At 72.5% G+C, this 12,187-nt stretch carries 9 protein-coding genes; 1 reads left to right on the top strand and 8 read right to left on the bottom strand.

Translation table 11 applies throughout. From position 1 onward, the window contains the following. Positions 1–26: 26 nt before the first annotated feature. Entirely contained in the window at positions 27–1,529 is a 1,503-nt protein-coding gene (locus ACTIDRAF_RS0225500; protein WP_016701479.1) for a rhamnulokinase, read from the top strand. Between the two features lie 178 nt (positions 1,530–1,707). On the opposite strand, the gene ACTIDRAF_RS0225495 is transcribed toward ACTIDRAF_RS0225500, so the two are convergent. From ACTIDRAF_RS0225495 to ACTIDRAF_RS0225460, 8 genes are all read right to left on the bottom strand, one after another. After that, a complete protein-coding gene (locus ACTIDRAF_RS0225495) occupies positions 1,708–2,298 on the bottom strand; it encodes a DUF3558 domain-containing protein (RefSeq protein ID WP_016701478.1) in 591 nt (196 codons plus the stop codon). Further along, on the bottom strand, positions 2,295–2,720 hold the full coding sequence (locus tag ACTIDRAF_RS0225490) for a hypothetical protein (protein WP_016701477.1): 426 nt from the start codon (positions 2,718–2,720) through the stop codon (positions 2,295–2,297). Before ACTIDRAF_RS0225490 ends, ACTIDRAF_RS0225495 begins: the two co-directional genes overlap by 4 nt. A gap of 160 nt (positions 2,721–2,880) precedes the next feature. After that, complete coding sequence (locus ACTIDRAF_RS0225485; protein WP_016701476.1) at positions 2,881–3,732, bottom strand: hypothetical protein; 852 nt, start codon at positions 3,730–3,732, stop codon at positions 2,881–2,883. Positions 3,733–3,910: 178 nt separating this feature from the next. Further along, positions 3,911–4,450: a hypothetical protein gene (locus tag ACTIDRAF_RS0225480; RefSeq protein ID WP_016701475.1), complete on the bottom strand. Its 540-nt coding sequence runs from the start codon at positions 4,448–4,450 to the stop codon at positions 3,911–3,913. Between the two features lie 2 nt (positions 4,451–4,452). After that, on the bottom strand, positions 4,453–5,103 hold the full coding sequence (locus ACTIDRAF_RS0225475; RefSeq protein ID WP_157163278.1) for a hypothetical protein: 651 nt from the start codon (positions 5,101–5,103) through the stop codon (positions 4,453–4,455). A 563-nt stretch (positions 5,104–5,666) separates the two neighbouring features. Then, positions 5,667–8,861 (bottom strand): helix-turn-helix transcriptional regulator, encoded by a 3,195-nt coding sequence (locus ACTIDRAF_RS0225470; RefSeq protein WP_245533641.1) that lies wholly within the window; start codon positions 8,859–8,861, stop codon positions 5,667–5,669. Continuing rightward, entirely contained in the window at positions 8,858–9,100 is a 243-nt protein-coding gene (locus tag ACTIDRAF_RS0225465; protein ID WP_016701471.1) for a hypothetical protein, read from the bottom strand. The genes ACTIDRAF_RS0225470 and ACTIDRAF_RS0225465 overlap by 4 nt, the downstream gene beginning before the upstream one ends. Before the next feature lie 325 nt (positions 9,101–9,425). Then, entirely contained in the window at positions 9,426–12,140 is a 2,715-nt protein-coding gene (locus tag ACTIDRAF_RS0225460; RefSeq protein ID WP_016701470.1) for an exo-rhamnogalacturonan lyase family protein, read from the bottom strand. Positions 12,141–12,187 lie beyond the last annotated feature (47 nt).

Below are 12,187 nucleotides of genomic sequence, written 5' to 3'. Positions count from 1 at the left end.
CCAGCGACCGGACAACGGGCGGAGCCGTGCACTGCGCCGCCGTGGACCTGGGCGCGTCCAGCGGACGGGTCCTGCTGGGCAGGATCGGCGCTGGTGAGCTCTCCGTCACCGAGGCGGCCCGGTTCCCCAACGAGCCCGTCCGCACGGTGGACGGCTCCGGGGTGTCCCGCCTGCACTGGGACGTCCTCGGCCTCTACCAGCGGATGCTGGGCGGGCTCTCGGCCGCGGCCCAGCTCGACGGGGCACCGTTGTCCAGCGTCGGGATCGACTCCTGGGCCGTGGACTACGGCCTGCTCGACGCCGAGGGAGCCCTGCTGGGCACCCCCTTCCACTACCGGGATGCCAGGACCGCCGACGTCCTGCCCGAACTGCTCGACGACGTCCCCGCCGAACGGATCTACGAGATCACCGGCATCCAGTTCATGCCGATCAACACCCTCGTCCAACTGCGGTCGAGGATCGGACGAGCCCAGCTCGACCACGCCGAGACGCTCCTGCTCATCCCCGACCTGCTGGGCTACTGGCTCACCGGTGAACGCGTCGCCGAGGTCACCAACGCCTCCACCACCCAGCTGTTCGACGTCCGAGCCCGCCGGTGGTCGCCCGAACTGGCGGACGCCGCGAGGATCCCGCCCCGTCTGTTGCCCCCGGTGCGGGAACCCGGACTTCCCCTCGGCGCCGTCCACGACGAGGTGGCCGCCCACCACGGCCTGCCCCCGGGGCTCCCGGTCGTCACCGTCGGCTCCCACGACACGGCCTCCGCCGTGGTCGCCGTCCCCGCCACCACCGAACGGTTCGGGTACGTCTCCTGCGGGACCTGGTCCCTCGTCGGACTCGAACTCGACCGGCCCGTCCTCAGCGACGGCAGCCGGCAGGCGAACTTCACCAACGAGCTCGGTGTGGACGGCACGGTCCGCTACCTGCGGAACGTGATGGGTCTCTGGCTGCTCCAGGAGTCCATGCGGGCCTGGCGGCTCGCCGGGCAGGACCACGACATCGAGCTGCTGCTCGCCGAGGCCGGCCGAGCACAACCGTTCCGGTCCGTGCTGGACCCGGACGACCCGGTGTTCCTCGCCCCCGGGGACATGCCCGCCCGCATCACCGACGTCTGCCGCCGCTCCGGGCAACCGGTGCCGGACACCCCTGCCGCACTCACGCGCTGCGTGCTGGAAAGCCTGGCGTTGGCCTACGCGCGCACCCTCCGGACCGCCTGCGAGCTGGCCGACCGCGAGGTCGACGTGCTCCACCTCGTGGGCGGCGGCTGCCGCAACGAACTGCTCTGCCAACTCACCGCCGACGCCTGCGGAATCCCCGTGGTGGCCGGGCCGGTGGAGGCCACCGCCCTGGGAAACCTCCTCGTCCAGGCCAGGGCCGCCGGGCGGGATGAGCTGGCCGGCCTGCCGGAGATGCGCGCCCTGGTCAGCCGGACCCAGCCGCTTCGCCGGTACGAGCCGGACCGCTCCGCCGCCACCAGGGCCGCCTGGGCCGACGCGGAGCGTCGAGTGCGTGGTACGAGCCCCGCGAGCTGACACGGAACGCCCCTCCTCCCTCGGTCCCCTCTCCTCGGCGGCCACGTTCGCCACGAAGGCCGCCACCGTGACGTCCGCCCAGCCGGACCACGACGGTGCGCCCCCACGGTGACGACGGAACCCGACGTCAGCACCGTTCCCGGGCAGGGCGGGCGGAGGGGTGGCGGGATCTCGGAGCTCAGCCCTGCTCGCGGGGGAGTTCGGGTTCGACCACGGCGGCGACCCGCTCGGCGGCTTCGCAGGCGGCCTCCTGTGATTCGGCCCAGCTGACCCTAACGGTGGCGTGGGCGGTCTCACCGAGCTCCATGGAGATCTGGCACATGTTCGGGTCGGTGTCGTTGGTGATGAGGAGTGCGCGGAGTGGTCCGACCTGGTGGTCCGTGGAGTCGTAGTTGGTCAGGTTGAGTTCGTCCAGTGCCCAGTCGGCGTCGAGACCGATGGACATCAGTGGTGTTTCTCCGGGTGCCGTGCGATAACGGCACGCGTAGAGGATGCCCACGTCGTCGAACTGGGCGGTGGTGAGGTCGAATCCGAGGTCGGTGATTTGGTTGTCGTCGAGTACTTCGCAGGGGAGGAGGTTGGCCAGTTCCTCGGTGAAGGTCGAGTTGTCGGGACTGGTGGGTGTGTCGGCTGTGGTGGTGTTGATGGTGGGTGTGGTGGGGGTGTGGGCTTGTCCGGTGGTTTCGGTGGTGCAGCCCGTCAGGACGGTGAGGAGGGTGATGCCCGCGAGTGCTGGGGTGTGGCGGTGCGGGGGTGTCCGACGGGTCATGTGAGGTGTTCTCCGGTGTTGGTGAGCTCGGTGGCGTTGTCGGTGTCCCGTTGTTGGGTGTCGCGGGCGGAGGCGCGGATGGCGGCGGCGAGGTCCTTCAGTGCCTGGATGTAGAGCACGAGGTTCTCCCTGGCCGAGGTGGGCGTTCCGGCCGCCGTCACTCGATCTTGCTCGGCCATTGTCAACGCCACTGGACTGGAACCGAGACGAACGTCCTGCTGCAGGAAGCGGAACTTGTCCAACCGTTTCACAGCTCGTTCGGCGATGGCGTCGATCTTGGACGCCATGCTCTCGGCACTCTCGGGGTCGATCGAGACCTTGCCCGCCGCGGCTGCCGCGCCGAAAGCGGCGATGCTGCCCGTCATCTTCGCCGTCGAGGGAACCGCGGGTCCGGTGCCGCCGCTGTCGCTCTCGATGTGCACGTTGCCTCCCCGGTCGTCCTCGTGGTCCGGGCCCGGCCCGGCTCCACCGCGCTGATCAACGCTATCAAGGGGAATGTCGCCGCAGGAGTGAATCGGTGCTCCTGCTCCGAAGGGAGCAGGAACGCGTCAGGACGGGTTGAGGCAGGAGGTGGGCGGTGTTTCAGCGTCCTCGGTCCGCGAGGCGCCACTGGACCGCCGCGACGAGGACGAACACGACGGTGGAGACGAGAGGGATCCATCCGTGCCCGTCCTCGCCCATGCCGTCGCCGTCGAGTTTCTGCCGCAGGCAGAGCGCCAGGACGACGGCGCAGCCCAACCCGCCCAGGATGAGACCTCGGCGCCGGGACTCTCGGCGGCCGCCCTGGCGCGGGCCGAATGCGGCGTCCATCGCGGTCGCCGCGACGACCACGGCGAGCACGATCGCCCCGTAGGAGGCGATGCTCGCCGGCCAGCTCCCGAAGACCACGGACAGCATCGTGACCGAGGCGCCGAAGGTGCCGGCCACCACGCCGAGCAGTGCGGCGCCCACCAGGTGGGACGTGCGCCGGGGCGGACCGGCTTCCGGAGACGGCGGCTGCTCGGGGGCCGGGGCGCCCCGGTCGGGGCCGCGCGCCGTCCGTCCCAGGGTGAGCAGGCGCCGCGCGAGCAGGAGCAGGCCGGCCACCCCGCTGGCGGCGGGAAGGGGCAGCATCACGGTGAGGACCAGCGCCAGGCTCGGGGAGATGTACTCGGTGACCACGGGCGCGGCCGCCCCGGGGACCTCGTGGAAGGTGCAGGTCGCGCGAGGGGGGAGCAGGGTGGTTCTGACGACGACCCTCGTGGTGTCGATGTCGAACCGTGCGGCGCAGGCGGCGGCCTGGTCGAGCCACACCGGCATCGCCGCCTGCACGACGAGCATCCAGACGAGGAAACCGACCAGGCTGAGGCCGAGCAGCGTCCAGTGGGGGCGGCGCCCCGGTGCGGCCCAGGTCCTCCGCTGCCGGTTTTCTCCGTGATGTCCGCCCTCGCTCACATCGGTTCATCCTGCCAGCGTGTCGTAGCGGACATTTCGCCGTGGCGCACCAGCGGTCCCTCGTTCGGGCAGGGGGCTCGCGCTGGGTGACCGGCCGAGCCTTGCCTGGCCGGTCCGCACGTGCGGCGGCCCCTGGTGCGGGGCGGCCGTGACGTCGGCGGTAGCGGTGACTGGGTGGCTATCCGAGGGCGGCCAGGTCGTCCTCACCGAAGCGGAGCGGGTTCGCGTGGTGGACCGGTTCGAAGGCCCCGCCGCCGACGCTGCGGTACACCCCGTGGACGGGGCTGATGAGGGACAACGGCAGGTCGTCCCGCGAAAGCTCAGCGAACAGGAGGTAGGTGCCGCCCACGACCATGCGCGCGGAGCCGACGTCCGAGGGTTGCCCGACCCACACCGTGTCGCCGATGGTCCGGTCACCCCCGACGACCCGTTCGACTTCGAGTTCGTGGGCGGTGTACGAGATGACGGCCGCCGGTTCTCGACCGTCCCGCTCGCTGGCGGAGGCCAGGGCGACGGCGATCCGCTGCCGGGACGTGGAGAGCAGGCGTCCCTCGACGACCACGTCGGCGGCCGCGCGGAGCCGCGACAGGGAGTCGAAGTGCGGCCAGTCGGCGGCCGGGGGAGCGGCCGCCGGTCCGCAACCCGTGCCCAGCAGGGCGGTCGCCGAGGCGACGAGTACCGCCAGCCGGCGGTGCTCCTCCGCCCGTCGGGTGGCCACGGTCAGCCGCCCCCGGTCGGCTCGTCCGGTGTCGTCTCGTCCACCCCGAGGTGCGGATACCGTTCGGGCAGGTCGGCCACCCCGGTGACGGTGACGCCGGCGATGCCCGACACCGCTCGTTCGGCCTCGTCGACGTCCGTCGGCGCGACCTCGACCACGACCCGGTTCTCCAGGGGGCGCACCCCGATGCCGCCGAGCACGCCCGCTCCGGTCAACGCCTCCTCGGCGCGGGCCATGGCTCCCTCGAGTTCCAGGGCCGCGAACTCGACCTGGGTGAGGGTGACGTGTTCGACGAGCTCGGGGAAGTCGTCCAGCGCGGTGGGGCGTGGCTCGACCTCGGTGAGCGCGACGACGACGCGGAACTCCGGCTCGTACCCGTCGATCCAGGTTCCTCCGAAGCGGTCGGGTTCCTGGGCGACGAGGGCGGCTTCGAGGTCACCGACCTGGTCCTGGGCGGGGTGGTAGTGCGTGTCCGCGTCGGCTGGCCGGTCCTCGGCGCTGGGCGCGCCGGAGCCGACGAGGGGCCGCGGGTGGGTGTCGGACTCAGCGGGGTGCGGCGGCCCGCTGGTCGACGAGACCTCGGTCGTCGCGCATCCCGCGAGTGCCAGCAGCGCGGAGGTCGTCACCACGGCTCTGACGGCTCGTGACGTCATGTCGATGTCCTTTCCTCGGCCGAGGTCGAGGAACCCGGCACGGAAGGGGAGTGCTGGGGGGACGGTGGGAGCGGGCGGGGAGGTTGCCCCGCCCGTGCCGGTGCTGGGGGGAAGCGCCCGGACGGCCCAGTCGACTACCCGGTATGGCGGCCCCCTCCGTCCGGCACCGCAAGGAGTCCGACATGCCGACGACCGGGAGGACAGGGGTGGCGGGTGCGCTCGGGGACGGCGCCGGTGACGCGGTATCGCCGCCGCGCTTCGCCTGGTGGGGACGACGAGGACCGTGCCGAGACGACCCAGCGGGCGGTTGGCATGTTCGAGGGAACGCGGTCGTGGGGACCTGACGGGGCCCGGTGTCGCCGTCGCGGTCCAACCGCCCGCGTGCACGTACTGCCGCCCCCGTTGACGGGCTTGAGGACCCACAGGCGGAGGTCCATCCGGTCTCACGACGGGATGAACGTTGGTCAGCGGTCGGCGTCCGGAGGGCGCGGCGCCGTACGCACGGGAGGTGGGGCCGGGTGCGGCCCCACCCGGCTCGCGTGGGTCGGCTGGGTGCCCCGGGCTCAGCTCTCGATGGTCAGCAGCCCGCGTTCGTAGGCGCGGGCGACCGCCTCGGTGCGGCTGGACGCCCCCAACTTGGCCATGACCCGCGACAGGTGCACGCTCACCGTTTTGGGACTGATGTGCAGGTCCTCGCCGATCTGGCGGTTGGTCAGCCCGGCGGCCGCCAGTTCCAGCGCGGAACGTTCCCGGGGGGTGAGGGGGTCGACGGTCACCCTGGCGGTGGGGTGGGGTTGCGGTTCGGGTGTGTGGGGCTCCCCACGGGACGTCGCCAGCCGGGCCTGGCCGCGGAAGTGTTCGATGCGGGCGCGGAGCGGGGCGGCGCCGAGCTCGTCGGCGAGGACGAGCGCGGTGGCGGACTCCTGGTCGGCGCCCGTCCGGTCGCCTCGCCCTGCCAGCGCCTGGGCGAGGCCGAACCGAATGTTCATCTCCCAGGCCCGCAGTCCCTCGCAGTGCACGAGGGCGTCCCGCCAGGCCTCGGGGTCGTTCCGCCCCAGGAGCCGGCCGTACTCCGCCTCGGCCCACCTCCCCTCGGTCTGGGTGCTGTGCGCGCCCGACTCCGGAAAGACCCAGTGGCGGTCGGGGCGTTCCCCGCAGATCTCCCGCACCTGGGCCACGAACCTGTCGGCGAGGGCCCTGGTTTCGCGGAGCGTGGTGGCGTCGCCGGCCCGGCGCGCCTCCTCGGTGAGGTCCGCGCAGGAGGACAAGCCGAGCCGGAGGCAGCCGACCGCGTTGCTGGCGTGCATCCGTTCGATGCGGAGGATCCAGTTCAACGCCTGCTGGGCGCGGTCGAGGGCCTCGTGGTGTTGGCCGACGGAGTGGAGGTGCCACGCTCTGGCGTACTGGACGAGGAACCGGGTGACGGATTCGGTGCTGTCCCGGTCGAGCCGGGCGGCCAGCCGTTCGAACGTGTCGTACCGCCCCAGGGCGGAGAGGATCGGCAGGGTGACGGCGTCGAGCCGTTGCTGGAACAGCGCGGGGGGTGTGCGGTCGCTGAGGTCGGCGATGGCCAGCGCGTCGTCCCAGTCGCCGGTCCACGTCGAGATCAGGACGAGGTCCTGGTAGCAGTCCAGGGTCACCCCGCCCCAGAGCACGCCGATCTCCTCGCTGCGCCGGGTGATCGCCTTCAGCGCCTCCAGTCCCTCCGCGTAGTGCCCCAGCCAGCTGAGGTGGATGGCGTGGTTCTTCCTGGCCCGGAGTTCGACCTGGTGGGCGCCGATGGCGGCGGCCCGTTCGGCGGCGGCCAGGCCGAGCGCCAGCGACCGGGACACCTGCTGTTCCATGGAGGCGAACACGGCCAGGGTGACCATGGCGTCGATCGCCACCTGCTCGGCGCCCACGGCCTCCGCGTCGACGATCGCGTCCTCCGCGTGCCGTCGGAGCGTCGGGATGTCGAGGTCGTCCTCGCGGAGCCACACCCAGCTCCGCGCCATCAGGGCGAGGACGGCGGCTCGCTCCGGGCTCGCGACCCGGTGTTCCAGGAGGTCCCATGCCTGGGCCAGCACGGTGCTGATCTCGGAGGCGTGCACCTCCAGGGGGATGAGCCGGGATGCCAGCTCGACCCGGGTGGCGGCGCGGGTCTCTGGTTCGGTGGTGCTGTCGGCGACTCGGACGGCGGAGCGGGCGTGCGCCGCCGCCCGTTCGAGCTCGCCGGCGTTCTCGGCGGTGGCCGCGGTCTCCCGGAGCAGGGCGAGGTGGCTGGTTCCGCTGACCCGTTCCGGTTCCGCCACGCGGTCCCAGAGCTGGAGGGCCTGTTCCAGGTGGTGCAGTGCCTCGCCGGGGGCGCCCATCCGCCGCACGTCGCGGGCGGCGGTCGTGGACGCGGCGAGGGCCACCGGCAGGTCGTTGCTCTGCCGGGCGTGGTAGGCCAGTGCGGTGGTCGTGCCCTGGCTCGCCGCCACCCTGGCGAAACCCTGGTGGAGCCGGACCCGCTCGCCGGGGAGCAGGTCGGCGTAGACGGCCTCGCGGACGAGCGCGTGGCGGAAGGTGTAGGAGTCGCCGGTGGTCGCGACCAGCACGTGCTGGCGCACCGCCTCGTACAGCGCGTCCTCGGCGGCGCTGTCCTCCAGGCCGGACGCCGCCACCAGGGCGGCGTGGGAGGTGGCGAGGCCCTCGCCGCACGCGGCGGCGCGGACGACGCGCTGCGCGTCGCCGCTCAGCCGTTCCACCCGGGTGAGCAGCAGGTCGCTCAGGACCGCGGGGAGCCCGCTGTCGAGCGAGCCGCGTTCCTGGCAAGCCTCCGCCAGTTCCTCGCAGAAGAACGCGTTGCCCTCCGACCTGCTCGCGATTCCCCTGGTGACCGCCTCGGGGAGCTGGTCATCGGTCAGGGCGCGCACGAAGTCGAGCGTTTCGTCCGGTGTGAACGGGCGCAGCGACATGCGGAGCACGGAGGGCAGTCGGGACAGTTCGCCGATCACCGGTCGCAGCGGGTGTTGGCGGTGGAGGTCGTCGGTGCGGTAGGTGGCCACCACCAGCAGGCGTTGGTGTCCGAGTCGGGAGACGAGGAACCGCACGAGGTCCCGGGTCGAGGCGTCGGCCCAGTGCAGGTCCTCCAGTGCGAGCAGCACGGGACGGTCGTCGGCGAGGTCGGCCAGCAGGCCGTGGACGGCGTCGAAGAGCCGGAGCCGTTCCGGCGGTCCGTCACCGGAGCCGGCGGTGTCGTGGGTGCCGTCGAGGCCGGGCAGGAGCCTGCCGAGTTCGGCGCGGCGGCTGGTGACCGCCGGGTGTTCGCCCGTTCCGGACACGATCCGGCCCAGCGCCTCGGCGAAGGGCAGGTAGGGCAGCCCGGCCCTGTCCAGGTCGAGGCAGCGGCCGCTCAGGACCACCGCGTCGTCGGCGTTGGCGATCGCGGCCAGCTCGGCCAGCAGCCGGGATTTGCCGACCCCCGCCTCCCCGCCCAGGAGTACGGCCCCGGCCTCCCCCAGTTGGGCGGAGCGCCAGGCGGAACGGAGGGTGGCGAGTTCGTCGACGCGCGCGACCAACGGAGTCACCGGTCCGAAAGACACGTTGAATGATCCCATGAGTCGCAGCGGTGACCGGGGGGTGCCGCCGGCGGTCGTCACCCCATCCGCCACGCGTTCGGGCGCCGGGTTGGGGGCTGGGTGTTCCGTGGTCCCGTCCTCGGTGAGGAGGGTCAGCGCGGCTCCGCGGATCAGCAGCACGTCGGCGGACCCGGTTCCGCCGTTGGTCCGGCTCACGCGCACTCCGCGCCGGGCCGGGCGCGGCGGGCGCCGCGCGCCCACCACGGGGTCGATCCGGGGAGGGCGGCCGTTCCGGTGCCGGCCGCCCTGCCGGGGCGTTCCGTCTGGTCGAGGGTCTCGGGGGTGTGCCGGCGGTGGCCGGGTCGCGGCCGCGCCCGGTACCAGGTGCCTTCGGCGCGGCGGTCCCGCTGGATCTCCCTGACTTCCTGCCACCGCACGTCGATCGGTTCCCACATGTGACGACCTCCCTTTCTCCACCGTCGAGAGTGGGGGTAAGGAGGGGGCCGGCACATCGGGCAACCGCCCACGGTCCGGTGGGTTCGGGGTCCTTACCCGTCCTTACCCGGCGGGGCCGGGGGCGGGGCGGCGTGCCGGGCGCCGCGACGGTGTCGGGGGAGTGGGACGGGTGCGGTGACCGCCCGCCCCACCTCGCCGGGCCGGGTGGCCGTGCGGCGGTGAAGCGGCGGGTGGCGGTGGGCGGACCGGTTCCGTCGCCCGCCCGCGCGGGGTGTCCCCGGGACGGCCCGGGGACACCCCACGACCAGCGTTCGGGTGGGGTGATCAGAACCTGTCGGGGACCAGGGCCAGGGTCTGGATGGCGGCCAGGCCGTACTGGGCGCTGGCGTTGGTGGACACGAAGTCGGTCTCGTCCACCGGGTTCAGCGCGGAGGGCCCCTCCACCCGGCGCCGTTCCCAGGTCAGGTTCCGGGGGTAGCCGGCCTCGCCCTGGTAGAACTCGTCCTTCGCGCGTTGGGCGAGGTCCGCGTCCCCGAGCTTGGCCGCCGCGTACGCGGTGAGCCGGCAGTGGGCCTGCCGCAGGTTGAGGTTCCCCAGGTGCCGTCCCAGTTCGGCTTCCTGCTCCTCCCGGGAGGCGTTGTACAAGCGGCAGTACCGCAGCCAGGCTTCGGCGAACCCGGTCTCCTCCGGCACGAGGTTCACCAGTTCGGAGCAGATCTCGGTGAGGCCGTGCACGGCGCTGAGGTGGGAGGCGCCGGCCACGTCGGACACCGAGCTGTAGGCGCCGGTGTCCATGTCGTAGCGGACGTCGTCGGTGAAGAAGCCCTGGGAGAGCTCCCCGATGGTGCGCATGCTGGTCAGCAGTTTGTCCCGGTAGGTCTCGTCGCCGCCCCGTTCCCACTCGGCCAGCCAGGCCGCGGCCAGCGCTCCCCAGTCGGTGCCCAGGCCGATGGCCAGGGCGTTCGGGTCGGGGGAGTACTCGCCCTCGCGGATCTTGCGGATCGGGTCGAGGGTCAGGAAGGTCCGGTCGGCGTCGACGAGCTCCCGCATGAGGTCGCCGACGCGTTCGTCGGCGGTGAGGAAGTAGTAGAAGCGCCGGTAGGCGACGGTGCTGATCCGCACCTGCTTGGCGCTGCACCCCCAGTGCTGCACGTTGTGGCGGGTGCCGAGCCCGGCGTAGGGGCCGGAGTGGTAGACGTCGGTCTCCCCGGTGTGCCGGGTCATCGCCTCGGCCATCCGGAAGATGTCGGCCCGGCCGCTGCGCAGGTAGGAGTACCAGAGCCACAGGTCCGGGGAGAGTTCGGAGTTGGCCCAGGCGTACCCGCCGACGTCGTACCGCCAGGTGTGCCGGTCCCCGTCGTAGGTGTGCATGATGTCGCCGTAGTCCCAGAACCCGTACCAGTGGTGCTGGTCGACCTGGTCGCGGTGGAACTCGAAGAGGAAGTCGAGCCGGTCCTCGATCTCGGCGCGTTCCGGGGTGGACCGGTCCACGGGGGCCCAGTCGCCGAACACCCCGGCCCGGTGGTGGTGTTCGGGGGTGGTCACCAGCTGCGGGGGAGTGCGGACGGTGTCGGCCATCGCCACCAGGCGTTCCGCCTCGGGGGTGGCCTCCAGGGCCCAGAACATCAGTTCGCTGGTCCTGGCGATGCCTTCGGCGGTGCCGAACCCCGGTTCGTAGTCCTCGTAGGTGATCTCCAGGCCCTCGCGTTGCTCCGGGTAGTCGTCCATGCCGAGGCCGTCGTGGTAGAAGCGCACGTCCATGGGTGGGGCGTCGGGGGACCACAGCCAGACCGTCACCTCCGCCTCGTCGCGGGCGGCTCCCCTGACGTCGAGCTGGGTGGGGCACTTCTGCCAGAAGTCGCGCATGCCGAAGCCGAGTCCGCCGCTGGCTCCGCCGACGTACCCGAACCCGGCGGCCCGGTGCCCGGAGTCGACGCTGATCCAGGCGTGCCCGGGGCTGGTGCGTTTGCGGATCTGGAAGCCCTCGGAGGTGAGCTGGCTGAGGGTGAAGTCCCCCCAGGTCGGGATGAGGTGCAGCCGGGTCCGCACGTTGTCGGGGAAGGTGTCGACGGGCGGGGTGGCCCGTCCGGCCACCTGCGCGTCCCGCACCTGCTGGCCGGGGTCCCTGCGCAGTCCGGTCAGTCCCCGCACCGCCTCGGAGAGCAGGCCGTGCCCGTCGCCGACGAAGCGCACGTGCCGGTCGTGCGGCTGGTCGCGCATCACCACGCGGAACCGGATGCCCAGGGCGCGGATGAAGTCGGAGGAGCCGTCGGAGTCGAGGACGAAGCTGTGCATCAACCGGACGTGTTCGGCACCGGCGTAGAGGTAGAGGCGGACGGTGAAGGGGAGCCATTCGCGGCCTCGCTGGCTGCGGTGGGTGCCGGTGATCCGCACGACCGCCCGCAGCGGGCCGTCCTGCTCCACCTCGACGGTGTCGATGTCGCTGACGAACCGGGCCCGGCGGGTGCCGCCGTCCTCGGCGTCCTCGACGTTGTCCTGCCACTGGCAGACCAGTTCCCCGCCACGCGCGATCTCCCGTCCCCCTCGGCTCAGGGAGGCGATGAGGGTGGAGCCGGAGCGGTTGATCCGGCAGCGCAGGACCCCGGTGTCGACCATGATGTGGTCGGCGCGTTCGGTGACCCGCACCTTCGTGCGGGGAGTGAGGCCGGTGCCGGGTTCGAGGACGTACTCCTCGGCGGCGGGGGTGTCAGCGCCGATCGCGCAGGCCGACCACTTCAGCGAACCGTCCGGCCAGTAGCCGATGGGCCAGGTCTGCACCGGGACCTGGTCGCCGCCGGTGGTGCGGAGGGAGAAGGACTGGTCGGCGGGCAGCGCTCCCTTCGGCCAGGACACTCCCCAGGTGCTGCCCACGTTCTCCGCGGGGGGTGTCTCCAGCCAGCGGACCGGAGCGGGGCTGGCGGTGGGGGCGTCCTCGCTGTCGGCCGCGGCGGCCTGGGGGGCGAGCAGCCACGGCAGCTGGGTGGCCGCTCCGACCGCCGCGGTGCCCTGCATGAAGGTGCGTCTGGCGAAACCGGTCATCGACGATCAGCTCCTCGTCGTTGGGGGCTGGGGAGGTGGGGGGTGGG

This window comes from Actinoalloteichus spitiensis RMV-1378 (assembly GCF_000239155.1).
Taxonomy (GTDB): domain Bacteria; phylum Actinomycetota; class Actinomycetes; order Mycobacteriales; family Pseudonocardiaceae; genus Actinoalloteichus_B; species Actinoalloteichus_B spitiensis.
Note: the sequence above shows the minus strand (reverse complement) of the source record. Positions and strands in the feature narration are given on the sequence as shown.

Bases quoted from the DNA above. Each gene is read 5' to 3' on its own strand.
- ACTIDRAF_RS0225495 (WP_016701478.1), bottom strand. From the start codon at position 2,298: ATGACCCGTCGGACACCCCCGCACCGCCACACCCCAGCACTCGCGGGC.
- ACTIDRAF_RS0225475 (WP_157163278.1), bottom strand. From the start codon at position 5,103: ATGACGTCACGAGCCGTCAGAGCCGTGGTGACGACCTCCGCGCTGCTG.
- ACTIDRAF_RS0225465 (WP_016701471.1), bottom strand. From the start codon at position 9,100: ATGTGGGAACCGATCGACGTGCGGTGGCAGGAAGTCAGGGAGATCCAG.
- ACTIDRAF_RS0225460 (WP_016701470.1), bottom strand. From the start codon at position 12,140: ATGACCGGTTTCGCCAGACGCACCTTCATGCAGGGCACCGCGGCGGTC.